The sequence below is a fragment of the Rhodopseudomonas sp. RCAM05734 genome (assembly GCF_052658035.1).
In genome coordinates, this window is sequence record NZ_CP199742.1 from 4,719,566 (window position 1) to 4,741,800 (window position 22,235).

Sequence of the window (22,235 nt, forward strand, 5' to 3'; positions counted from 1 at the left end):
CTGAGGGTCATGGTGTCATTGCGCGGCATGCCCGCGCAACCCTAACTTTCGGTCCAGGTGGGCACGGTGGCAGAGGACCGCATGGCCCATCCGCGGTCGCGCCCGGACGTCAGTGCGTCCAGGGTTCGGTGCGCTTGAAGGCAAAATTGTCCGAATAAGCGATCTGACGGGGGGCCGGCGACTTGGGCTCGATCACCTGGTAGGCGATGCCCTCGCGCTCGCAATAGGCAACGGCGTCTTCCCTGGTGTGGAAGTGCAGGGTCAGTTGCTGCTTCATGTCGCCGGAACTGGTCCAGCCCATCAACGGCTCGATCACCCGCGCCTGCTCAGGCTCGTAATCGAGCTGCCATTCCTTGGTCTTGGCGGTCCCCGATTGCATCGCGTTCTTGGCGGGCTTGAAGATGCGTGCGGTCATGGAATGATGCGGCCTGTTGCGTGCGACATTGCGCCAAATTGGTGGAAACGACGGGTTTAGTATAGTCAATTGTCACGAATTTGATGCGTGATTCCGTCGCCGGGCGGTTTCGTTTCGTGATTTGGTATATTCTTTTCGCGGCGGCGTGACAATCGCGGCACGGCTCCGTCTATATCGTTGGCCCTGCAAACCGGCAGCACGAACGGCTCCCATGGAAATTCACGCCATTCTCCCCCCTAAAGGACGCGACCTGCGGCTCGATTTCTTCCGGGGTATCGCCAACTGGGCGATTTTCCTCGATCACATCCCCGACAACGTCGTCAACTGGGTCACCACCCGGAATTACGGCTTCTCCGACGCCGCCGACCTGTTCGTGTTCATCTCCGGCTACACCGCCTCGTTCGTCTATGCCAAGATGATGCTGGAGCGCGGCTTCATCGTCGGCGCGACCCGACTCACCAAGCGGGTCTGGCAGCTCTATGTGGCCCACGTCATCCTGTTCGTGATCTATATCGCCGCCATCGGCTACGTGGCGCAGCGCTACAACGATCCGGACATCATCAACGAATTCAACGTCGCCGGCCTCGTCGACAATCCGATCCAGACCCTGACGCAGGGCCTGCTCCTGAAGTTCAAGCCGCTCAACCTCGACGTGCTGCCGCTTTACATCGTGCTGATGGGGTTCTTCCCGCCGGTGCTGTGGATGATGCTGCGCAAGCCCGACCTGACCATGCTGGCCTCGCTGGCGCTGTATTTCGCGGCCCGCCAGTTCGGCTGGAATCTGCCGGCCTATCCGTCCGGCACTTGGTATTTCAATCCCTACACCTGGCAGCTGCTGTTCGTGTTCGGCGCGTGGTTCGCGCTCGGCGGCGCGGTCGAATCGCGCTCGGTGATCAAATCGAAGGTGCTGCTGTATTTCGGCATCGCCTATCTGATCTTTTCGCTGATCATGACCATGGCCGGCCGCTTCCCGGACTACGGCCACATGATGCCGGACTGGCTGTTCGACGCCTTCAACCCCAACGACAAGACCAACCTCGCGCCCTATCGCGTGCTGCATTTCGTGATCATCGCGTTCTTCGTCACGCGCTTCGTGCCGAAGGACTGGCGCGGGCTGGAATGGCGGGTGTTCCAGCCGCTGGTCAAATGCGGCCAGCAATCGCTGGCGGTGTTCTGCGTCGGCGTGTTCCTGTCCTTTGTCGGCCATTTCGAACTGATGATGAGTTCGGGTTCGCTGGCGGCGCAGATCTTCGTCAGCGCGTCCGGCATCGCGCTGATGACCCTGGTGGCCTATTACATCTCGTGGTCGAAGAAGCAGGACAAGCCGCTGCCCAAGCCCGCTGCCGCCACGCCGCCGGCCACGTCAAACGCCGTATCTGCGGCGTCGTCATCCTCGGTGACGACCGGGCAATCCTGACAAGGTAACGGACGACGCGCATCGATCAGGGAGGCGCGCGGACTAAATACAGGCTTATAGAAGTGCCTGGGGCCGCAGCTCAGCGGCGCGTCGAGGCGGTGCGGTGCCGCTTGCTCTTCGTGAACTTGCGCGCCGGGGCGGCGCGGTTTGCCTTGGCCCGCGACCGGCTCGCCTGCGCGACCTGCTTGCTTGGCGGCGCTGCCTCCGCCTCATCCACAGCCGGCTGTTGCACGCTGGCAAAGGATTGCCGCAGCGCTTCCAGCTTGTCGCTGAGCGCCGCGACCTTGTCGGCTGTCCGCTTGGTCTCCACCCTCTGCGCGGCCAGCAGGTCCTGGACGATCTGCAACTGGTCGACCACCTGCTGCTGGGAGGCATCGAGCGCCTTGGTGGTGCCGACCAGTTCGTCGATGGCGGGGTTTCGTGCTGTCGCAGCGACCTTCGCGGGCAGGCTGGGTGTTGGCGTGCTGCTGGCGCCGATCCGCCAGACAACCGCGCCGCCGACGATCAGCAGCGCCGCAGCCGCAGCGACAATGCCGCGCTGGGCAGGAATGCCCAGGCCGCGAACAGAATGCGCCGTTTTGGTAAAGTGCGATTGTTCGATCATGGAACATCAAAGCCAGAACCGCTGGCATCGTTCCACAGGGCGGGCCGGCAGGCTACCCCGGACGGCGAGATTCTGCCGGGTCGCTCTTGGGCGGCGGATGCGCCAGGAGAGCGAATGCCGGTTAAGCCACTGAAATGATTGGTCGGGGCACAAGGATTCGAACCTTGGACCTGCAGTACCCAAAACTGCCGCGCTACCAGGCTGCGCTATACCCCGGGTGCCGTGTCGATACACGCTTCGGGGGGAGCAGCAAGGCTGTCGGACCTATGATCCCTTGAACAGCGGATGAGCGACCCTGTCGCCCGGCGCGATGCCATACTTTTTGGCAGTACCGGCGATCACTTCCAGAACGCCCTTGGCGAGACCGCCGGAGGAGATGATCTTGGTGGATTGCGGCTCGGTATTCTCGGCGATCCGGAGGATGCGGCCGTCGGCGCGGATGAAGATCATGTCCAGCGGGATGAAGGTGTTCTTCATCCACATGGAAACCTGCTGCTCGGGCGTGAAATCGAACAGCATGCCGCGCCCGTCGGCGAGTTCCTTGCGGTACATGAGGCCGGTTTCGCGCTCCTTCTCAGTCTTCGCCAGTTCGACCGAGAACACCTGCACGCCCGACTTGGTGACGATCTCCAGCGGCTCAAGCTCCGCAGCACGAACGGGAACGGCCGTGAAGCCGACAAATGCCAGCACTGCGGCCAGCACCAATGACGCGCGCATCAGACTCCGACCGCGGCCAGCAACAACAAAGCTCATGAACATCGATCCACACATTGGGCAGATGCGCCCGCGGGCAACACTAACCCGACGATCATGGCAAATACCAGACGTCTGCCGTGCGGGCCCGCAGCTCCGACGACGCGATCGGATCAGTGCGAGGACAGACCGGGTGTACCGGCTTCCGGCTGGATCTCGGCGGCCATCATGCCCTTCGAGCCGGGCCCGAAACGAACGAGCACATACTGGCCGGGCCGCAGCTCGGTCATGCCGAAGCGGCGCAGGGTTTCCATGTGCACGAAGATATCCGGCGTCCCCTCCCCGCAGGTCAGGAAGCCGAAGCCACGCAGCCGGTTGAACCACTTTACCTGGGCCCGCTCCAGACCGCTGGTCGGGGTGACGTTGACGTGGGTCCGCGGCGGCAGCATCTGCGCCGGATGGATCGCGGTGGACTCATCCATCGAGACGATTCGGAACGCCTGGTAGCCCTTGGCACGCTGCACGCATTCAACGACCAGACGCGCGCCTTCATAGGCGGCCTGGTAGCCATCGCGCCGCAGGACGGTGACGTGCAGCAGCACGTCCGCAGCCCCATTGTCGGGCACGATGAAGCCATAACCCTTGGAAGCATCGAACCATTTGATGACGCCGCTGATTTCGACGAGATTGGCCGCCGCGCCTTCGCCGAGACCCGCAAACGGGTCCATCGCGTCGTGATCGGAATGGCCGGAAAAATCTGCTGCTACCGACCGCGATGGCCCGGCAGCACCCGGCGGTAACGCGCCCAGCCTCTTCGAATCAAATCCGTCCGACCCCATGACCCCGGATCCCAAACTCTGCGGGCTGTCCGAGCAATGACAGCACCACCCTACGTGCCCACCGATGACAATTCATGATGACGCAACGCGAATCTCGCGATTCAAAGATAACACTGTCGGAAGCAGCGCAAAGACAAAAAACGAACACAGAAAGAGCTATGAACAGCCTTGCGCGGCAGCGAATCAAGTGCGCATCAGTTACCGACGAACGGCCCCAGCGTCTCACCGATATCGTAGCGGATCACGAGATCGGCGTGATCGTCCTGATCGGTGCGCTCGTTGTTGACGATCACCAGGCGGGCGCCGGAATTTTTTGCCGGCTGTGGAAAACCGGCGGCGGGCCACACCACCAACGATGAACCGATGGCGAGAAACAGATCGCACTGCCGGGCGAGTTCGACGGCGCGCCGCATCGCGTCCTCGGGCATCGACTGACCGAACGAGATGGTAGCCGTCTTCACCGGTTCGTCGCACACTGTGCAATCTGGCGCCCTCCCCTCCCCATCGAAGCGCTCCTTGACCCAACCGAGGTCGTAGGCCAGTCCGCAGCCGATACAGCGGGCGTAGGTTGTATTGCCGTGCAATTCGATCACATCGTCCGGCGCGAAGCCGGACAGCTGATGGAGGTTGTCGATGTTCTGCGTGATGATCGCGGGGATCTTCCCGGCCTTGTACAACGCCGCCAGCGCGCGGTGTCCGCGGCTGGGGCGCGCTGCGGCAAACGTTGCGTCCATGGCGAAGCGCCGCCGCCATGCCTCGTCGCGGGCATCCTGGCTCGCGACGAATTCGTCAAAGGGAATGGGCCGGTTGCGAGTCCACAATCCGCCGGGCGAGCGAAAATCAGGAATGCCGGATTCGGTGGAGATGCCGGCGCCGGTGAACGGAACGATCATCGTCGCGGCGGCGATCATGTCGCCCAGCTGCTCCACCCCGCTGCGAAGATCTGACGCAATCATGGGACATCCGAAGTGTTGCGGGAGCCACGAGGAGGTTCGTCCCGATCGCTGCCATCCATCGGACCACGTGTGACGTTCCGTCGATGACTGCAAGGATGACCTGCGGGACCGGCTTATGTCGTCCAGGACGATGATCGAATGTCTGCCCGCGCGGCACCCGTCAGGTTCCGATCCGCCAAACAGAACCGATCACAACAGAGTGAAACGAGACAGAGAACGCAAAACTGCGTCTGGCTGCTGCCGATACGCTGGGGCTGCCGGTATCAGGCTGCCCTGTCGACGCTATCCTTCGGCGGCTCGTCTTTCTTCGGCTTCGCCACTGGCGTGGCCTGGGATTTCTTGACCGACTTGCCGTACTGCGACAGCTTTTCCAGCTCGGCTTCAAGTTCGGCCTGTCGCGCAGCGACTTTCTCGGCGAGCTTGTCGGTTGCCTGATCACGCAGTGCAGCAAGTTCCTCGATACTCAGCGCGTCCAGATCGATTTTTGCCATGCCAGTCTCCCGTTTGCTCCGGGCTATCTTCAACGCCAATGCGTCGCAAGCCGCCTGCCCTGCTTATCCACTGCGTCCAGTTCCGCGCAATTCAATTGACGTCGACACGCGCATTGGTTGAAATCAGCTGGGTGAGGAAAACATCATGACGTCGTGGATGGAAGAGCGCGACCGGCTGGTGGCGCAAACACTGGCCTTTGTGCAGGGTGTCGCTGCAGCGACCCCGTTTCGCCCGGCAGCGCCGCACGCCGCTCCTCCCCCGGTCCCTCCGCATCAAGCCCAGCCCCTGCCTCCGTCACCGCGGCTGCCCACGCCGGTCTCCGAGCGTGATGAGATCATGCGACGCGTCGCTGCATTCAAGGCGCATCAGCACCGGCTGATCAAGGAACGCGAAAGCTATTACGCCAGCGTCCAGTCACAGATCCGCACCGTGCTGGGAGACGACGTCAAGCCTCGCGGCTTGTAGGTCCGGCACAACCTGGCAGCTATTTGCCGAGATGACGCCTGACCGCAGCAATCGAGGGACCGACCTCGGTGATCGCCGCCGAAAGGTCGTTCTGGGAAACGCTGAGACGGTACGACCAGTAATCGCGCTGCGACGCGTCGCGGACGTCGATCACCGGCGGCGCCATGATGCCGCGATTGGATGCCAGGACGGTGGACACGGGGGCAAGACGGATCATGCCGAAACGTACCACTGCCATGGCGGTCGTCGAGCCCGCGGCGGCGCCAGCATTAACGGAGCGTTTACGCGGTTGGAAAAATCTCTATTGGATAACGCCGAGCGATGCCTGAATTCCGGCGGCCGGGATGCAGGCCTTGCGGCGCCTCAACCCTCGGATTGCCCCGGTGACCTTGAGGATTTTTCCTGCCGAGCAGGAGCCGTCCTCCACCAGTACGACCTCATAGGGAGCCAGAACGAACGGCTCGGCTTTCAGAATGTTCTGCCCAAACCCCGGTGTCGTTCCCACGACCACTAACCCAAACACCCCGAATACAACCTTGCGCATCTCGCGTCCCCAACAGCCGGCAGCAATAAATACCGTCCGATGGGTTAAGGTTTCGCGTCCCTGAGATTTTTTCGTTCGCCCTTCCGTCACGACGGACAATGGCGATGATCATGCACATCTGACGGCTGCCCGCGAGTCGCTTTGGCGATCCACGGCGAAGGCCCGGGTCAGAGCGTCTCCTGCTTGTGTCCGCATTCCTTGCAGACGAATGTCACGCGCGACACGCCCTTGGCGGCGGAGACGCGATTGGGCGCACCGCATTTGCCGCACTTGGTCTCGATGCGCGTGTCACCCTGCTTCACCACCAGGGCCTTGCGCGCCATCGTCTCGCGAATGAGGCGCTCGGCCTCTTCGCGCATTGCCTGCTTGCTCATTCGGTCGTTCCTGCATGAATAGCCCGGAAAACCAACGGCGCCGGTGCATTCACTGTTTATAGCGACGGTCGCGACGGCGTTCAAACGGCCGCAGCGGTCGCAGCGCAGATTGTGACCAACTGAGGCAGCGCCGCAACGCAGCGTCCCGGCCGATCCGAAACGGCCGCTGAGGTCCGACTCGTTTTGGACATCAAGACCGGGATCAACTAGAACAAAACATGAACGAAAGGCCGTCGCGTGAAGTCATATGCAGCTTCGCTCAGGCACCGGTTTCGGCACATGGATAAGCGAGTGGAGGGACGCCATGGATTTGCAGGCCCGCGTTGAATTCTGGAAGAGCATCGATCCGAATCCTGAATTCTGCCGCCGCGCGGAGCGGGAAATGCTGATGCTGAGTTCCAGCGACACGGAATGGATTGCGGCACGGATGCGGGATTTCGAAGAGGCCCTTGGAGCCGAGCCCGCCGAATAGGCGGGAACGTTCTGGGTTCTACGCCGTTGTTTTTGCAGATCGCCTTTCGTCGAAAACAAGGCCCGCCCCACGATCCGTGCGGCGGGCCTTGTTATGGGAGCATTCGCATGAATGTCTGGAGCGAATATTTGAAAGCCCAGGCCGAACTCGCCGACCGCATGGCCGCAACGATGGTCTCCGCGGAATTGCGGCGGGAATTTGCGGAGATTGCTGGGAGATTCAGACGCGACGCGGAGATCGAGGACGAAACCCCGACGCATCCGGCCCCGGAGCGGAGTTATCCACGGACATCTTCACTGTCCTGATTGGCGCCCCAATCGATTCCGATAAACACGTCGGGGCTTGAAACGAAAGATTGCGCATGAATGAAGACCGCATTGCCGCCGAACGCGACACGATTGCGCGACGGGTGGCCGAGTTCCGCGAGACCCAGGCCCGGTTCCAGCGTGCGCGCGAAGATCATTACGAGGCGACCATCGAAAAAGTTCGCAACATCGACTGGAACGACTCCTTCGATCGCACGTTGAGACCCTGAACATCTCCAAGTGTTCTCGTCATCGACTAAGCGAAACTAAAAGGCCCCGCCATCCCACTGGCGGGGCCTTTTGCTGTCTGCATCAGACCTGGCCACGCATCCCCTGCGCCTGCCCTTTCCTCCTTTTTGCTGCTATCTAGCGGCATCCGGCCACGAGATCATCATCGGCCGAAGGAGGTCAGTTCATGCGCTATCTTCACACCATGCTCCGCGTCCGCAATCTGGATGTCGCCCTCAAATTCTACGCCGATGCGCTCGGCCTCAAGGAGGTCCGGCGCATCGACAACGACAAGGCGAGATTCACCCTGGTCTTCCTGTGCGCCGCCGATGATGAAGCGTTGCTGGCTCGGGTCGAGGGCCGCGGCGCGCCGCTGGTCGAGCTCACCTACAATTGGGACGAAGAAAAATACGGCGAGGACCGCTATTTCGGCCACCTCGCTTATGAGGTCGACGATATCTACGCGACGTGCGACCGCCTGATGAAGCTCGGCATCACCATCAACCGGCCCCCGCGCGACGGCCAGATGGCCTTCGTCCGCTCGCCCGACCTGCATTCCATCGAACTGCTGCAGAAGGGCGATGCGCTGCCGCCGCAGGAGCCATGGTCGTCAATGGCCAACACCGGGCACTGGTAGGCGACAGAACCTCCTCCCATTCGTCGATGCATGATGGAACCGGAAGCAATAGCTGGCGTTCTTGATTGCAATACTGGCTTTCATGGAGAAACGACGATGGGACGCGGTCTTTTGCTTTGGTTGTTGGGTGTGCCGATTCCGGTGATCATTCTGCTCTGGCTGTTCTTCGGTCGCTGAGCACATCTGCTTCAGACGACAACAGGCTCCGCATCGCGGAGCCTGTTTTTTTCTTGTGCGGGTCCACTGGCGAAAGCTCCGGCCGCTCTCGGCAACGCGCGAATCCGCGCCTAATGTGGCGCGACACAATGCCGTTGTCGTCCGTAGAGGTGCCGCATGTCCGACGCTCCCGCAATATCGCTTCGGATCTGGGGCCGCGCCAATTCGGTGAACGTACAGAAGGTCCTGTGGTGCTGCAGCGAACTCGACCTCCGCTTCGACCGCATCGACGCAGGCATGCAGTACGGCCGCAACGATCAACCGGATTATCTGGCAATGAACCCCAACGGCCGTATCCCGACCCTGGTGGACGGCGATTTCGTGCTGTGGGAATCCAATTCCATCATGCGCTATCTGACCCTCGTCCATGGAGCAGGCACGACGTTGTATCCATCGGCGCCAAGGCTGCGCGCCAGCGTGGAGCGATGGCTGGACTGGACGCTGTCGACGCTGCAGCCCATCGAACGCCCGCTGTTCTGGGGGCTGGTGAGGACACCGCCCGCAGAGCGCGACATGTCCGCGATGCAGCAGGCTGCGGATGTGGCGGCGGCGCAATGGCGTATCGTCGATGCCCACCTGGCCAACCGCGACAGGGTGGAAGGCGAGAGCTTCACGCTGGCCGATCTCGCACTCGGCACCTATGCGCGCCGCTGGTTCGGGGTCGAGGGCGTGCACAAGCCGGCTTTGCCCCATCTCGCGCGCTGGTTCGACGCGATCTCCCGCCGTCCCGGCTTTCAGGAATATGTCGCGCCACCGATGTCCTGATCGTGGTGGACCGCGCTACCGGATCGAGCGCTCGAACAGCAGCACGCCGACGATAATCACAAGGGTGACGGCTGCCACCGCAAGCCGTGTGCTCCAGCTCATGCCGCGGCTGACCCACCACAACAGCGCACAGCCCATCAGGACGGGAATCAGGATATCCGGTGTCACATCGGCCTCGTTCGGCTCATCGCGATTCGCAACCTAGGCGACGAAACGAACGCCCAGCGTCTTGCCGCGGCGCCACACCACTTCACACATGCGCCCGGTTCGTGCATCCCGCGAAAACGCCAGCCGCACCCGTGCCGTGACGGACTGCGGATCGTCGACGATGATCTTGGCGCCCGTGGACGACAGATCGAGCACGGTGCATTGGCGCGCCGCGAATCCGCCATCCAGCGTAATCCAGCCGGCCTGCTGAACCGACCGCCGCACGTCCCGTTTTTTGGTGATCGCCATCGCACACTCCCGATAAGCATCGCTACACCTTGAGGGTTTACGAATCTGTTGCCATGACGGCGGAAAGACGGGAAATGCCGCGCTCCGCCGGGCTGTTAACACCCCTGCACATAGCTGCAGGAGACGACTTGCCGACCCGCGCAAACGTCACTATACGTTCGCCCGCTGCGGTCGGTCGTTTCCCGACGGGGCGCAGCCACGAACCAGATCGCAACGTCAATCCATTGATTACGCGGTCTTATTCGTGATACGCCTAGCGAAACAGCGGCCTGTTCGGACCCCGGTCCGGTCGACAGCCAACGTTTTTGCTCCCTTCGTCTATCGGTTAGGACGCCACCCTTTCACGGTGGAGAGAGCGGTTCGATTCCGCTAGGGAGCACCACTTGCGTTCAAAACTGCGAACAGAAGCCGCAGGGACGCTTTTTCCAGCAATTACTGTAGCGCTATCCCAGACGATCCGATGCTGTGGTCGTCCATTTGATACGGTCGATGACCGCGCGAAGGTAAGATTTGCGGAACGGAACCTCTCCGTTGGCGATGTTGTCGCGCATGGTTCGGTCGAATTGCCCGATTGCTGCCAGATGAATTTTGCTGGAGGAGCGGCTTGAGCCTGTATGCGATCAAGCTTCAGGCTCGCGATTCGATCGCTCACGATATCGTCCCGTTCGGCAACGCCCTCCTCGACCATCCGATAGAGCCGCTTCAACTTATCGGCCGCGCCCACAACTTCTCGCTGTAGTGACACAACCCGACCGTCGAGTTCGACGGCTTTTTTCGGCTCGACGGGCATCTGCGTCGTGCGCAAGAAAAACTCATTTCGGCTGCCGTGCCTCCCACGGGGCTCCGGGACCGGCCGAAGCGGCGCGCCTGAAATCAGCATCGGCGCCGGCTTGATCGCCCATCTTCGCCTTCATCGAACCGCGCTCGTGAAACAGAGCGACGTTCTTGGTGTCGTGTTTGAGAAGCACATCGTAGTCCGCGATCGATCGCTCGAACTGATCCTTGCGCCCGAGAGCTACCGCTCTGTTGTGAAATGCAGCGAGATAATCCGGCTTCAATTGAATGGTGCGGTCAAAATCCGCGATGGCGCGGTCCAGTTCACCCTTATTCATGAAGGCCACCCCGCGATTATTGACCGCAACGTAGTATTCGGGCTGCAGCCGGATCGCTTGATCGTAGTCCTCAATGGCGCGATCGATTTCGCCGTTCGATCTGAAAGCCACGCCCCGATTATTGTATGCAGCAACGAGCTGGCCCAGCATTCGCTGTCCCGCCTCGATCACCGCTGTGCAGCCGCGGATGGGAAGGGCGATGGAGAGCCCGCCGGCGCGGGCGCAGGAGGTCCAGTCCTCATCCGTCACTGCTGACGTCGGAGTAGCCCAGAATACGGCCAGAAGCGCGGCAGTTGCAGCGGATTGCGACGAGAACGCCGACATCCTCCGCCTGTTGCTGCAAACCATTCGCGACAAGTCCAATCCCCTTCGATAGATCGACACCGGACAGCCGATCACAACGACTGCAAGTCGTGAAAAGCTTGGATAGTTCGTCCAGAGAGCACTTAAATGGCAAACGCCAACGGATGGATCGCTGACATGGATCAAGAACGCGGTCGCTCTAGGCAGTAGCCAACTCGCCTCGGCAAATGGTCTGCCTCTAGTCCAACAAGATCTCTCGCAATTGCGACGCGTTAGCGAATGATGTATTGGGGTCTACTATTGATATGCATCAATCATCCTTCATGCCGTGGATGCAAAACTCAAACATGATCAACTCAATCCTTGGAGGCATAACGAGTGCAATGAAGCGCGTTACGACGATTGCAGTCCTGTTTCTCTGTTTGTCGGGAATGCTCCGGCCGGCGTTTTCGCACGGCGGGATAGCCCAGGATCGCTGGAATCCTGCTCATCTCCAGAATCTGCCGCATGGACTGCGCGCCGTCGTCCAGAAATGGGAAGCAGTCTGTGGTGGATCGATTGCTGCCGCGCAGCAGTTTGCGCTCTATCTCGACGTTCCCGGCGCTGAACTCGTGGCCCTTCATTTTGATGATTTTCGTTGTGGCAACAAATCGGTTCACTGCAGCACGACAGGATGCCTCCACGAAGTCTATGTCGCGAGTAAAGGACAATACCGTCGGGTGCTTGCCGTACATGCGCGCGATATTCGACTGCTTCGCGATAAGAATACCGCCTTGGTCGAGATATCCGGCGTCAATGGCCAGACAAGAGCGCTCCGCTGGAATGGCCGCCGATTTGTCGAGTGACAGGAAGCTCGGACGGCACCGGGCGGGCCCTGACCGGGCTCGTGGGTGCCGGGCACCGCGTGCACGAATGCACTTTGCTCGACACGATCGACCGCTCGATAGCTGACAAGACCGGTTCAATTTCAGCGACAGCAAGTTTCGCTGGATCGCACGCATATGAGACATTGATGAAGACTCTCCGTCAAGCGAACCTGCACCTGCGCACCTGGCACAGCTTTGGTCGAGCCGTGCTCGTGGTCGCGCTCATCGGCCTCCCATCCGTGTCGATCGCTGAGGAGGAGGTGAAGGTCAGTCCCGCGCAGGCACAGACCTTGGGCGTTCGCGTGGTTCATCCGATCCCGAGCCGGACTGACCTTACCCTGCCCTATCCCGCCCAGATTGTTATCCCCACGCCCCAATTGTGGGTCGTGAGCGCGCCTGTGGCCGGCATGGTCACCAGTCTGTCGGTTGCGCGAGGCGACCGGGTCGACTCCGGCCAGCCGCTCGTCACCCTTGAGAGCCCGAGCTTCGTGTCGCTTCAACGAGACTACCTGCAGGCTTTCGCGCAGGACGTTCTTGCGGCGCAGCAGCTCAAGCGAAACACCGATCTGTTTGAAGGAAGGGCGGTGCCGCAACGCGTCCTGGAAACCAGCCAGGCTGAAGCCCGGCAGGCAAGCATCGCGGTTGCGGAACGACGCCAAATGCTTCGGCTCAGCGGGCTTCCGGACGCCGAAATTTCGCGCCTGACCAGCGAGACGGCGATTTCAGCGACGGTCTCGGTCACAGCGCGCCAGCCGGCAACCGTGGTTGAGATCCTGGTTTCTCCGGGCCAGCGGGTGGAACAGGCGGCGCCGCTCGTCAAGCTCGCGCGCCTCTCGGTCCTGTGGGTCGAGATCGCAATTCCAGCGTCGAGCATCCGCGCCATCCGGCCGGGCGCGCGCGTGGAAATCGACGGCTACGCGGCGCCGGGAGAGGTGATCCTGGTTTCGGAAACAACGGACGCTGCGACCCAGACCGTCCTGGTGCGCGCAGAAGTACCGAACAACGGTGAACTGCGACCCGGGCAGACCGCCGCGGTACGGATCGGGTTTCTTTCCTCCGGTGAAAGTGCCTGGGAGGTCCCTTACAGCGCGCTTTTCCGGCGCGGCGACAAGGCGTCGGTCTTTGTCGCCATCGACGGCGGGTTTCGGCTGCTGCCGGTGACGCTCGTCGCCGAGGACCAGGATCACGTCGTCGTCTCGGGCGCGATCACGGACAAGGATGAGGTGGCGGTCAGCGGCATCTCCGCTCTCCGCGGGATCCTGCTGCGGCTCGGAGCCAGCGAGTAATGCTCGAACGTCTGGTTGCTTTCGCGCTCTCGCAGCGCATGTTCGTCGCACTGAGCGTCTTTCTGCTCATCGGTGCAGGCGTCGTTCTTCTGCCCACACTGCCGATCGACGCATTCCCTGACGTCTCGCCCGTTCAGGTGAAGGTGATCATGAAAGCGCCCGGATTGACCCCGGAGGAGGTCGAGCAGCGGATTACGGTCCCCATCGAGCTTGAGCTGCTCGGATTGCCCAACAAGAAGATTCTTCGTACGACGACCAAGTATGCGCTTGCCGATATCACCGTCGATTTTGAGGATGGCACCGACATCTACTGGGCTCGCAACCAGGTCTCCGAACGTCTGTCCAACATTGCGCGCGATCTGCCGGAAGGCGTGACCGGCGGCCTCGCCCCGATCACCAGCCCTCTCGGCGAAATGTTCATGTTCACGATCGACAGTCCCGAGCTCTCGCTGGCCGAGCGTCGGACGCTGCTCGACTGGACGATCCGTCCGGCACTGCGGACTGTTCCGGGGGTCGCCGACGTCAACTCGCTGGGCGGTCATGTCCGGGCGTTCGAGATCGTGCCGCTCAACGAAGCCCTCGCGGCGCGCGGGATTTCGTCGGAAGTCTTCCGCCGAGCGATCGAGACCAATAGCCGCAACGACGGCGCCGGGCGCGTCAACCAGGGCGAAGACAGCGCCCTCGTCCGCATCGAGGGCAGCATTCGCTCGATCGACGATATCAAAGCCATCGTGGTCGATACCAGGGACGGCATTCCGATCCGGGTCAACGATGTCGCCCGCGTTCAGGTGGGCGCGCTGACGCGATATGGCGCGGTCACGATCGACGGTCGCGGCGAAACAGTCGAAGGACTCGTGCTCGGCCTGCGCGGCGCCAATGCCGGCCAGCTTGTCCGCGACGTCCGTCAGCGCCTGCAGGAGCTTCAACCGTCGCTGCCGAAGAGCGTGACCATCAACGTATTCTACGATCGAAGCCGGCTGGTCGGCCGAGCCGTCGGAACCGTAGTCCGAGCGCTCGGCGAAGCCACGATCCTCGTCATCGTCCTGCTGCTGCTGTTCCTCGGCAACTGGCGCGCGTCGCTGGTCATCGCCTTCAGCCTGCCGCTCGCGATCATGATCGCGCTGATCGTCATGCGCCTGGTCGGCATGTCAGCCAACCTGATGAGCCTGGGCGGCCTCGCTATCGCAATCGGCATGCTGATCGACGCTCTGGTGGTCGTCGTCGAGAATATCGTGGGCAATCTCAGCAAGGATCAGGAAGGCAAGACGACGCCGCTGATCCATATCGTGTTCCGGTCGGTGTGCGAGGTACTGGAGCCGGTCGCCACCGGCGTGATGATCATCATCATCGTTTTCGTCCCGCTGCTTGCGCTGCAAGGCCTTGAGGGTAAGCTGTTCATCCCCGTTGCGCTTGCGATCATCTTTGCGCTGGCTGCCTCGCTATTGCTGGCGCTTACCGTGCTTCCCGTCGCGACGTCGTTTCTTCTCAAGGCCGCCCCGCACCGGGAACCGTGGCTGATCCGTCAGGCGTCACGGGGCTACGCGCCGGCGCTTGTGTGGGCGCTTGCCAATGAACGCAAGGTGATGGTCGCGGCAGTGGCGGCCCTCATTGCGGCTGGTTTTGCGTACACCCAGCTCGGCAAGACATTCATGCCAACCATGGACGAAGGCGATATCATCATCAGCGTCGAGGCCATTCCGTCCATCAATCTCGATCAGTCGGTCGCTATCAATGGCAAGCTTCAGGCGGCCATTCTGGCGCGGGTACCTGACATCGCGGGGGTCATCGCGCGAACCGGATCGGATGAGCTAGGCCTCGATCCAATGGGCCCCAACCAGACCGACACGTTTCTGGTCTTGAAGCCTTTGGAGGAGCGAAAGACGACCGACAAGGCCGTGCTCCTCCAGCAACTTCGACGGGTCCTCGCCGACTTTCCGGGGCTGTCCCTCAGCTTCACCCAACCGATCGACATGCGTGTCCAGGAGATGATCAGCGGCGTGCGTGGCGACGTCGCGGTGAAGATATTCGGGCCTGACATTGCAAAGCTCAATGAGATAGCAAGTGGGTTGTCCGCAATGCTGTCCGGGATCGACGGCGCCGAGGACGTCTATACGACGCTGAACGAAGGTGCGCAGTATTACACGGTCGTGGTCAATCGGCTGGAGGCGGGCCGCCTCGGTCTGGCGGTGGACGCGATTGCCGCCTCGCTGCGCACCCAGATCGAAGGCCGGACCATCGGCACAGCGCTGGAATTGGGACGCCGCACGCCAATCCTGGTGCGCGGCAGCGAGAAGACCCGCGAGGCGCCGACCATGCTGGCCAATCTGCCCCTGACCCTCGCGTCCGGGCAGCACGTGGCGCTTTCCCAGGTTGCCCGCATTCAGCGGATTGACGGTCCCGTCAAGATAGACCGCGAAGATGGCACACGGATGAGCGTGGTTCGAACCAACGTTCGGGGGCGCGACATGGTCGGCTTCGTCCTGGCTGCCCAGCAGAAGGTGGCGGCAGAGCTGACGCTTCCCCAGGGTTATCGTCTCACCTGGGGCGGGCAGTTCGAAAACCAGCAGCGCGCCGCCGCGCGCTTGTCGGTCGTCGTCCCGGTTGCCATCGGGCTCATCTTCGTCCTGCTGTTCACCACGTTCGGTTCGATCCGGCAGGCGCTGATGGTCCTGGTCAACATCCCCTTCGCTCTCATCGGCGGCGTCTTTGCGCTGGTCCTGACCGGCGAGTATCTGTCGGTGCCGGCTTCGGTCGGATTTATCGCGCTGCTCGGCATTGCCGTTCTGAACGGAGTCGTACTCGTCTCCTACTTCAATCAGCTCCGCGCACGCGGCGTTCCCGAGGATCGCATTGTCCTGGAAGGTGCACAGCGCCGGCTTCGGCCAGTACTGATGACCGCCAGCATTACCGCGCTCGGACTGGTTCCTTTGCTATTCGCAACCGGCCCCGGATCTGAAATTCAGAAGCCGCTGGCGATCGTGGTCATAGGCGGCCTGCTGTCGTCGACGCTTTTGACACTGATCCTTCTGCCGATCCTCTATCGCCGGTTCGGCAGCATTGGGAGGAAGGCTACGTGAGGAGTGAACCGGTTTGTCTGACATTGATCGCTGCCCGCAGGCTCCGTGAGGAGTTGTTCGATTATCTTAGCGAGCAGCGCGATCTGGTATCTGGTTTCACGGCATCCGACGGCGCCGGCTATGGCCCGACGGTTCGCCTGCACTCGACGGCCGAGCAGGTCAAGGGCAATGCCGACGAGGTCCTGGTGCGCATCATCCTTGAAAGGCCGGATGCTGCCCAACTGCTCGCCCGGCTCAAGACGGCATTCGCAGGAACCAGACTCGTCTACTGGATCATGCCCGTCATAGAGTTCGGCGTAATCGACGAGGTTGGCCTTTAAGTAGCCCGGAGTCCCACTTCGTTGCGCATTCACAGCCGATTCGTCGAAGTGGGAGACGTTACAGATGAGACAGCGCTCCAAATGGACGCGATCCATACAAATTATACAGCAATTTCAATAGCATATTCCAGAACTTGTCGAGGAGCGGCTACTGCCAATCGCCACGTCTGGTTGAGCGAGGTCGGCGGCACCCCAGCCGCCTCACCCTGGGTATCCATCCAATAGACCAGTGCTCGTCGCGGAAAGCTGCGCCTGAGATGGATCAAGACTTCACGTTCGTTTGAAGTCGCCCCCTCCCGATATGGGAACGTCTCTCGCCATGGGGTGTTGGCTCAACATCATTCCCGCGAAGGAGATGCCCATGACGAAAATCAAATTTCTCGCCGCAGCCGCTGTCCTGTCCGCGCTGATCGCCTCCCCGGTGTTGGCGGGCGACATGAACCACAGGCACATGAACCATAAGCATGCGATGTCGCAGCGCGCCTACGATGCCAACGCCTATCAGCGCGACAGCAGCGGATTTTGGCCGGCCGACGTTGCTGCCGGCGTGGTAAGCGGTGCCGTCGGCGCTGCCGGTGCCATCGCGACGGCGCCTTTCCGCGCCGCCGATGCCTACGCCTATGACGATGGCTTCAACGGCTACAACGGCGATTACCGCTACAGCCAGAGCTATGCGCAAAAGAACGGTTTTGTCTGCCAGCCCGGGACCGTGTTCCGCGGCGAGGATGGCCGACCGCATCTCTGCCAGTAAGCGGCGACGCGATGTAAGACGAAGGGGCGGCCCATGGCCGCCCTTTTTCGTGTGGCCGGGGAAGCGCGGTCGCGGAGATTTCATCGTCAGGATCACGAATCCTTCAACACTTCGCGTCGGCGACACGGTATTTTCTTCCGATGAACCTGCTCGAATCGCTCCCGACCGTCATAGGCATCGCCGCCGTTGCGCCAGCCCTGCTGGTGCTCTGGCTGGTGATCGCTGCCGACGAGCGGCCGGGGCCGCCCGGGCTGGTGTGGGCCGCGTTCCTGCTCGGAGTCATCAGCATTTCGCTGCTCGGGCTCGCCCGTGCCCCCTTCGCCTCCATGGCCGGCCTCAGCGGCAATCCGTGGCTGGCCATGCTGCTGCATGCGATCTTCGGCATCGCCGCGCCCGAGGAAATCGTCAAGGTGTTGGCGATCCTGGCGATCGCCACGCAGCGGGCGCGTTCCGACGATCCGATGAACACCGTGGTGTATGGCGCGGCGGTTGGGCTCGGCTTTGCCGCCTATGAAAACCTCGTCTATCTCGTGAAATTCCCGGAGATGTGGCGATCGCTCGCCGTGTTGCGCAGCGTCTTGACCGTGCCGTTTCACGGTGCCGTGGGCATCATCGCCGGCGCCTATATCGCCCTTGCGCGCTCCGGCGGCGCGCTCGGCGCGCATCGCCGCGACAGCTATGCAGGCATCAAGACCGCCGCGCTGATCGTCCTGGCGCCGGTCGCGTTGCACGGCTGCTTCGACCTGCCGCTGCTGACACTGCAGCAATATCCCGAGATCCAGGGGCTACCGCGCCGCCTGCTGGAAGCGACCGGATTGTTTGTCGGGTTCGGCACCATCTTCCTTGCGGCACGTCTGGTGTGGCGCATCGGTGCCCATCACGCGCCGCGCAGCGAAGCCTCGCGGCAGCGGCTGCGCCAGTTGCGCAGCATGTGGGCGCTGTTGGTGGCCGGCGGCGGCGCGGGCTTCGTCGGTACTGCCTTCGTGCTGTCTTCCATCCATCACTGGTTCGTCAATCCGGATCGCAACGTGACGCTCGTGCTGATCCCTCTGGGACTGGTCTCGATCGCCATCGGCCTTGCCTTGCTGCTGCTGACCACCACCGCCTATATCCTTGGCCGCAACAGGTTGCGGCGTTATGCGCCTGCCCTGGCATCGGCGTTCGGCGATTTCTGACTGTACAATCTTTACCGCGGCGCGCCGTCCCGGGGTATGTTGATGCCACCCGCACCTTCCCGGAACGGCACCAGGATCTCCCCCATGACACTCCCCGATGACATCGCCGCCCTGCAGGCCAAAATGACCACCACGGTCAGCGCTCACTGGAAGGCATTCCTGTTCGAAGGAATCCTGCTGGTGGTGCTGGGACTTGCAGCCATGATCGTGCCGCCGCTGGCGAGCATTGCCGTGACCATCTTTCTCGGCTGGATGTTTCTGATCACCGGCGTCGCCGGTCTGGCGCTGACCTTCTGGGCACGGGCCATGCCCGGCTTCTGGTGGTCGCTGATCTCGGCCGTGCTGGCCATCGGCGCCGGCATCGTCCTGCTGATCAAGCCGGTCGAAAGCACCCTGACGCTGACCCTGGTTGTCGGCGCCTACTTCCTCGCGGAGGGCGTTGCCTCGATCATGTACGCCCTGCAACACCGCAAGGAACTGTCGGAGCGCTGGAGCTGGATGCTGTTTGCCGGCCTGATGGACATCCTGATCGCATTCCTGATCATCAGCGGCCTGCCGGGCTCGGCGCTCTGGGCCATCGGCCTGCTGGTCGGCATCAACCTGGTGTTCGGCGGAGCCTCGCTGATCGGCATGGCGCTGGCGGCACGCAACAAGGTCTGATCGATTTCTAAGTGGCAGCGAGCCGGCGTGGGGACGGCGCACGTCGGCCGCTTATGCGGCACGCGCATTGCCGCTGTCGCGGACAAGACGCGCGCTCAGCGGACGGGCGCAACGATCACGTTATGCCACCGCAAGCGCTCAGCAGCCCTTGCAGATACCCTTGATCATTCGATCGAGCTCGCGATCCTGGGCGTCGATCTTGCCGGGGTCGTTGCTGCCGGTCTCGGACGGAATGTCGCCCGCGCGCGGCTGGCGATGGCCGACCGGAGCTGCTGCCGTCGCGGCCGGCTGCTGCGGCTGCTGCGCGCGCTTGACCGCGGCCGGCGGCGCATTGCGCGTCGAGATCTTGCGCCAGCGCGATCGAACTTCCCAGCGTCGTCAGACAAGCGATTGTCACGAGCCATTTCTTCATTTTGCTTCTCCGACTTCTCAATTGCATCTCATCGCGTCCGCTCGGGAACGTCAATCGTCGCACAATTTCGCCGTCCCTGCGCGGAGCAGTCCTGCACCTTTCGCACGTCGGCCATGGTGCCGAGCAGCCAGATTCCGGCGGCCACCAGCACCACGAAAAATCCCAGCATCACCGCGTTCTCGAATCCGCGATTGCCCTCATCGTCCGGCGGTTCACGCTTTACCTCGGTCATGGGCACCGGTCATGGCTTCGGCGGATAGGCGTGAACATCGCCGCAGTAGTCAACGACACGATAGCCCGATTCCGCCGCGGCTTCATGATCGTCCGCAGGATTTCGCGTCAAATATTCCGGACCGAGCGGCACCTTGCCGAAACCGCCGGGAATATCCAGCACGTAATCCGGCTGGCAAAGTCCCGAAACGTTGCCGCGCAGCGTGCGCATCAGCGCCTGCCCCTGCGCGATGGTGGTGCGCAGATGCGCGGTGCCCGGCGCCAGATCGCCATGGTGAAGATAATAGGGTTTGATGCGGCATTCGACGAACGTTCGCATCAATTGCTCCAGCGTCGCGGCATCGTCATTGACGCCGGTCAAAAGCACGGACTGACTGACCATGGGAATCCCGGCGTCGACGATCAGCGCGCACGCGGCGCGTGCAGCCGCGGTGAGCTCGCGCGGATGGTTGGCATGCAGTGCCACCCAGGTGGTGGCGCCCGGCGTCTTCAGGGCCGCCACCATCTCGGCGGAGACGCGCGCCGGGTCTGCCACGGGCACGCGGGTGTGCAGCCGGATGATCCTGACATGATCGATGGCCCCGAGGTCGGCCGTGATCTCGGCGAGCCGCCGCGGCGACAGCATCAGCGGATCGCCGCCCGTGAGGATCACCTCCCAGATCTCCGGATGTGTCCGGATGTAATCCAGCGCCGCAGCATAGGCCTCGCCGGAGAGCGCGTTGTCCTTGCCGGGCCCGACCATCTCGCGACGGAAGCAGAACCGGCAATACACGGCGCAGACATGCACCAGCTTGAACAGCACGCGATCGGGGTAGCGATGCACGATGCCGTCGACCGGCGCATGGACGTGGTCGCCGATCGGATCGGCACTCTCCTCGGGCAGAACGGTCAATTCATCCATGCTTGGGATGTACTGCCGTGCGATGGGATCGTGGGGATCGTTGGGATCGATCAGCGCGGCTACGGCCGGCGTCACCGCCACCGCATAGCGCGCCGCGACCTTCTCCAGATCAGGCAGCACGGCCGCCGGCGCCAGACCATGGGCGACCAGTTCGCTGGGCTGGCGCAGCGTGGTGGCAAGCGTGCGGATCGGACTGCTCATCGCTCGCCCGCGGGCGGCTGCCACACCACCTGGTCGATCCGGGTGGCGCCTGCGGCCAGCATCACCAGCCGGTCGAAGCCGAGCGCTATGCCGGACGCATCGGGCATGTTGGCGACCGCCTCGAGGAATTCTTCGTCGAGCGGGTAGCGCTCGCCATAGCGGCGCTGCTTTTCATCCATCGAGCCGACAAATCGTCGGCGCTGCTCATTGGCGTCGGTCAGCTCGCCGAAGCCGTTGGCCAGTTCGACGCCGCAGGCATAGACTTCGAAGCGTTCGGCCACGCGCGGGTCGTGCTGCCGGGTCCGCGCCAGCGCGGACTCCGGCGCAGGATAATCGAACAGCACCGTGAGCCGCCCCTGCCCGAGATGCGGCTCGACGTGTTCGACCAGAACCTTGCTGAAGATATCGGACCAGGTGTCGTCGTCAGCGATCCGCACCCTGCCGGCAACGGCGGCGGCTAGCTTTGCGCGGTCGCCATCGCCGTGGGCAACGGTCGCCAGCAGGTCGACGGCGACAAATCTATCGAAGGCGGCGGCGACCGTCAGCATTTCCGGCTCGGCGAACGGATCGGCGGTCCTGCCGCGAAAGGCGAACTGCCTCGTTCCGGTCGCCTGTGCGGCATGGCCGATCACCACGATGCAGTCGGCGATCACGGCTTCAAAATTCGCATTCGCCCGGTACCATTCCAGCATGGTGAACTCGGGCAGATGCAGGTCGCCGCGCTCGCGGTCACGAAACACGCGAGCGAATTCGAAGATCTTCTCCTCACCGGCAGCCAGCAGCTTCTTGCAGGCAAATTCCGGCGAGGTGCGCAGGTAACGCGGCAGCCGTTCGCCGCCGGCGTCGGTCAGTTCGGTGCGCGGCGCGTGCAGATGGGTCTCGTTGCCCGGCGACACCTGCAGGATGCCGGTCTCCACCTCGGTAAAGCCCTGCTCCTCGAACCAGCCCCGGGTCGCCCGGGTGATGGCGCCGCGGGCCTGCAGGAACGGCCGGCGGTCTTGGTGCCGCCCCGGTTCCCACCAGGGCGACGGCGGCTTCGTCCCGCTCATCGCCGGTCCGCCC

31 protein-coding genes and 2 tRNA genes are annotated in these 22,235 nt (G+C 62.5%); 18 read left to right on the forward strand and 15 right to left on the reverse strand.

Translation table 11 applies throughout. From position 1 onward, the window contains the following. Positions 1 to 109 precede the first annotated feature (109 nt). Positions 110 to 415: an ETC complex I subunit gene (locus ACUXVA_RS22215; protein ID WP_265078351.1), complete on the reverse strand. Its 306-nt coding sequence runs from the start codon at positions 413 to 415 to the stop codon at positions 110 to 112. A 211-nt stretch (positions 416 to 626) separates the two neighbouring features. On the opposite strand from ACUXVA_RS22215, the gene ACUXVA_RS22220 reads away from it, so the two are divergent. Beyond that, positions 627 to 1,832, forward strand: coding sequence for an OpgC domain-containing protein (locus tag ACUXVA_RS22220; protein WP_445488146.1), 1,206 nt, complete (start codon positions 627 to 629; stop codon positions 1,830 to 1,832). Positions 1,833 to 1,911: 79 nt separating this feature from the next. Here ACUXVA_RS22220 and ACUXVA_RS22225 read toward each other — a convergent pair whose 3' ends face one another. The 6 genes from ACUXVA_RS22225 to ACUXVA_RS22250 form a co-directional block, all read right to left on the reverse strand. Next, positions 1,912 to 2,436, reverse strand: coding sequence for a hypothetical protein (locus ACUXVA_RS22225; RefSeq protein ID WP_265078349.1), 525 nt, complete (start codon positions 2,434 to 2,436; stop codon positions 1,912 to 1,914). Between the two features lie 139 nt (positions 2,437 to 2,575). Continuing rightward, positions 2,576 to 2,652 (reverse strand) — tRNA-Pro (locus tag ACUXVA_RS22230). Between the two features lie 48 nt (positions 2,653 to 2,700). Continuing rightward, positions 2,701 to 3,189: a DUF192 domain-containing protein gene (locus ACUXVA_RS22235; protein ID WP_413776358.1), complete on the reverse strand. Its 489-nt coding sequence runs from the start codon at positions 3,187 to 3,189 to the stop codon at positions 2,701 to 2,703. A 113-nt stretch (positions 3,190 to 3,302) separates the two neighbouring features. Then, a complete protein-coding gene (locus ACUXVA_RS22240; RefSeq protein ID WP_445488149.1) occupies positions 3,303 to 3,968 on the reverse strand; it encodes a cold-shock protein in 666 nt (221 codons plus the stop codon). 194 nt (positions 3,969 to 4,162) lie between these two features. Further along, positions 4,163 to 4,924 carry an SIR2 family NAD-dependent protein deacylase gene (locus ACUXVA_RS22245; protein WP_445493333.1) on the reverse strand — a complete coding sequence of 254 codons (762 nt, stop codon included), beginning with the start codon at positions 4,922 to 4,924 and terminating at the stop codon, positions 4,163 to 4,165. A 263-nt stretch (positions 4,925 to 5,187) separates the two neighbouring features. After that, on the reverse strand, positions 5,188 to 5,415 hold the full coding sequence (locus ACUXVA_RS22250) for a hypothetical protein (RefSeq protein WP_265078346.1): 228 nt from the start codon (positions 5,413 to 5,415) through the stop codon (positions 5,188 to 5,190). Positions 5,416 to 5,560: 145 nt separating this feature from the next. On the opposite strand from ACUXVA_RS22250, the gene ACUXVA_RS22255 reads away from it, so the two are divergent. After that, the gene (locus tag ACUXVA_RS22255; protein ID WP_445488151.1) at positions 5,561 to 5,881 is read left to right on the forward strand and encodes a hypothetical protein; all 321 of its coding nucleotides are present in this window, start codon (positions 5,561 to 5,563) and stop codon (positions 5,879 to 5,881) included. Between the two features lie 19 nt (positions 5,882 to 5,900). Here the strand turns inward: ACUXVA_RS22255 and ACUXVA_RS22260 are convergent, their stop codons facing one another. From ACUXVA_RS22260 to ACUXVA_RS22270, 3 genes are all read right to left on the reverse strand, one after another. After that, the gene (locus ACUXVA_RS22260; RefSeq protein WP_265078344.1) at positions 5,901 to 6,119 is read right to left on the reverse strand and encodes a DUF3606 domain-containing protein; all 219 of its coding nucleotides are present in this window, start codon (positions 6,117 to 6,119) and stop codon (positions 5,901 to 5,903) included. Positions 6,120 to 6,182: 63 nt separating this feature from the next. Then, complete coding sequence (locus tag ACUXVA_RS22265) at positions 6,183 to 6,524, reverse strand: DUF6719 family protein (protein WP_445488152.1); 342 nt, start codon at positions 6,522 to 6,524, stop codon at positions 6,183 to 6,185. 68 nt (positions 6,525 to 6,592) lie between these two features. After that, positions 6,593 to 6,799 (reverse strand): hypothetical protein, encoded by a 207-nt coding sequence (locus ACUXVA_RS22270; protein WP_265078342.1) that lies wholly within the window; start codon positions 6,797 to 6,799, stop codon positions 6,593 to 6,595. Positions 6,800 to 7,103: 304 nt separating this feature from the next. On the opposite strand from ACUXVA_RS22270, the gene ACUXVA_RS22275 reads away from it, so the two are divergent. The 6 genes from ACUXVA_RS22275 to ACUXVA_RS22300 all read left to right on the forward strand — a co-directional run bounded on the left by ACUXVA_RS22275 (position 7,104) and on the right by ACUXVA_RS22300 (position 9,422). After that, positions 7,104 to 7,271, forward strand: coding sequence for a hypothetical protein (locus tag ACUXVA_RS22275; RefSeq protein WP_265078341.1), 168 nt, complete (start codon positions 7,104 to 7,106; stop codon positions 7,269 to 7,271). A gap of 107 nt (positions 7,272 to 7,378) precedes the next feature. After that, positions 7,379 to 7,576, forward strand: a complete 198-nt coding sequence (locus tag ACUXVA_RS22280) for a hypothetical protein (protein WP_265078340.1) — start codon at positions 7,379 to 7,381, stop codon at positions 7,574 to 7,576. Between the two features lie 56 nt (positions 7,577 to 7,632). Then, a complete protein-coding gene (locus ACUXVA_RS22285) occupies positions 7,633 to 7,806 on the forward strand; it encodes a hypothetical protein (protein ID WP_265078339.1) in 174 nt (57 codons plus the stop codon). Between the two features lie 185 nt (positions 7,807 to 7,991). Beyond that, positions 7,992 to 8,441, forward strand: a complete 450-nt coding sequence (locus ACUXVA_RS22290; RefSeq protein ID WP_265078338.1) for a VOC family protein — start codon at positions 7,992 to 7,994, stop codon at positions 8,439 to 8,441. Positions 8,442 to 8,474: 33 nt separating this feature from the next. Then, positions 8,475 to 8,618, forward strand: coding sequence for a hypothetical protein (locus ACUXVA_RS22295; RefSeq protein ID WP_445488155.1), 144 nt, complete (start codon positions 8,475 to 8,477; stop codon positions 8,616 to 8,618). A 156-nt stretch (positions 8,619 to 8,774) separates the two neighbouring features. Further along, positions 8,775 to 9,422 carry a glutathione S-transferase family protein gene (locus ACUXVA_RS22300; protein ID WP_265078336.1) on the forward strand — a complete coding sequence of 216 codons (648 nt, stop codon included), beginning with the start codon at positions 8,775 to 8,777 and terminating at the stop codon, positions 9,420 to 9,422. Between the two features lie 15 nt (positions 9,423 to 9,437). Here the strand turns inward: ACUXVA_RS22300 and ACUXVA_RS22305 are convergent, their stop codons facing one another. Both ACUXVA_RS22305 and ACUXVA_RS22310 read right to left on the reverse strand, forming a co-directional pair. Further along, entirely contained in the window at positions 9,438 to 9,590 is a 153-nt protein-coding gene (locus ACUXVA_RS22305) for a hypothetical protein (protein WP_265083917.1), read from the reverse strand. Between the two features lie 33 nt (positions 9,591 to 9,623). Next, on the reverse strand, positions 9,624 to 9,878 hold the full coding sequence (locus ACUXVA_RS22310) for a PilZ domain-containing protein (protein ID WP_265078335.1): 255 nt from the start codon (positions 9,876 to 9,878) through the stop codon (positions 9,624 to 9,626). A 307-nt stretch (positions 9,879 to 10,185) separates the two neighbouring features. Here ACUXVA_RS22310 and ACUXVA_RS22315 point away from each other — a divergent pair. After that, positions 10,186 to 10,260 (forward strand) — tRNA-Glu (locus ACUXVA_RS22315). Positions 10,261 to 10,482: 222 nt separating this feature from the next. Further along, positions 10,483 to 10,617: a hypothetical protein gene (locus tag ACUXVA_RS22320; protein ID WP_445488157.1), complete on the forward strand. Its 135-nt coding sequence runs from the start codon at positions 10,483 to 10,485 to the stop codon at positions 10,615 to 10,617. A 73-nt stretch (positions 10,618 to 10,690) separates the two neighbouring features. Here the strand turns inward: ACUXVA_RS22320 and ACUXVA_RS22325 are convergent, their stop codons facing one another. Then, positions 10,691 to 11,314: a tetratricopeptide repeat protein gene (locus ACUXVA_RS22325; protein ID WP_445488159.1), complete on the reverse strand. Its 624-nt coding sequence runs from the start codon at positions 11,312 to 11,314 to the stop codon at positions 10,691 to 10,693. A 326-nt stretch (positions 11,315 to 11,640) separates the two neighbouring features. Here ACUXVA_RS22325 and ACUXVA_RS22330 point away from each other — a divergent pair, with 326 nt between their 5' ends. The 8 genes from ACUXVA_RS22330 to ACUXVA_RS22365 all read left to right on the forward strand — a co-directional run bounded on the left by ACUXVA_RS22330 (position 11,641) and on the right by ACUXVA_RS22365 (position 20,100). Beyond that, entirely contained in the window at positions 11,641 to 12,138 is a 498-nt protein-coding gene (locus tag ACUXVA_RS22330; protein ID WP_445488161.1) for a hypothetical protein, read from the forward strand. Positions 12,139 to 12,305: 167 nt separating this feature from the next. Continuing rightward, a complete protein-coding gene (locus tag ACUXVA_RS22335) occupies positions 12,306 to 13,445 on the forward strand; it encodes an efflux RND transporter periplasmic adaptor subunit (RefSeq protein ID WP_445488163.1) in 1,140 nt (379 codons plus the stop codon). Next, the gene (locus tag ACUXVA_RS22340) at positions 13,445 to 16,522 is read left to right on the forward strand and encodes an efflux RND transporter permease subunit (RefSeq protein WP_445488165.1); all 3,078 of its coding nucleotides are present in this window, start codon (positions 13,445 to 13,447) and stop codon (positions 16,520 to 16,522) included. Before ACUXVA_RS22335 ends, ACUXVA_RS22340 begins: the two co-directional genes overlap by 1 nt. Continuing rightward, positions 16,519 to 16,842: a DUF3240 family protein gene (locus ACUXVA_RS22345; protein ID WP_265078330.1), complete on the forward strand. Its 324-nt coding sequence runs from the start codon at positions 16,519 to 16,521 to the stop codon at positions 16,840 to 16,842. The genes ACUXVA_RS22340 and ACUXVA_RS22345 overlap by 4 nt, the downstream gene beginning before the upstream one ends. A gap of 361 nt (positions 16,843 to 17,203) precedes the next feature. Further along, positions 17,204 to 17,593 (forward strand): hypothetical protein, encoded by a 390-nt coding sequence (locus ACUXVA_RS22350; RefSeq protein WP_445488167.1) that lies wholly within the window; start codon positions 17,204 to 17,206, stop codon positions 17,591 to 17,593. Positions 17,594 to 17,733: 140 nt separating this feature from the next. After that, entirely contained in the window at positions 17,734 to 18,768 is a 1,035-nt protein-coding gene (locus tag ACUXVA_RS22355) for a PrsW family intramembrane metalloprotease (RefSeq protein ID WP_445488169.1), read from the forward strand. A gap of 84 nt (positions 18,769 to 18,852) precedes the next feature. Then, entirely contained in the window at positions 18,853 to 19,428 is a 576-nt protein-coding gene (locus ACUXVA_RS22360) for an HdeD family acid-resistance protein (protein ID WP_265078327.1), read from the forward strand. A 27-nt stretch (positions 19,429 to 19,455) separates the two neighbouring features. Beyond that, complete coding sequence (locus tag ACUXVA_RS22365) at positions 19,456 to 20,100, forward strand: hypothetical protein (RefSeq protein ID WP_445488171.1); 645 nt, start codon at positions 19,456 to 19,458, stop codon at positions 20,098 to 20,100. Here the strand turns inward: ACUXVA_RS22365 and ACUXVA_RS22370 are convergent. Further along, on the reverse strand, positions 20,082 to 21,173 hold the full coding sequence (locus tag ACUXVA_RS22370) for a lysine-2,3-aminomutase-like protein (protein ID WP_265078324.1): 1,092 nt from the start codon (positions 21,171 to 21,173) through the stop codon (positions 20,082 to 20,084). The genes ACUXVA_RS22365 and ACUXVA_RS22370 overlap by 19 nt on opposite strands. Further along, the gene (gene epmA, locus ACUXVA_RS22375) at positions 21,170 to 22,222 is read right to left on the reverse strand and encodes an EF-P lysine aminoacylase EpmA (RefSeq protein ID WP_265078323.1); all 1,053 of its coding nucleotides are present in this window, start codon (positions 22,220 to 22,222) and stop codon (positions 21,170 to 21,172) included. The genes ACUXVA_RS22370 and epmA overlap by 4 nt, the downstream gene beginning before the upstream one ends. Positions 22,223 to 22,235 lie beyond the last annotated feature (13 nt).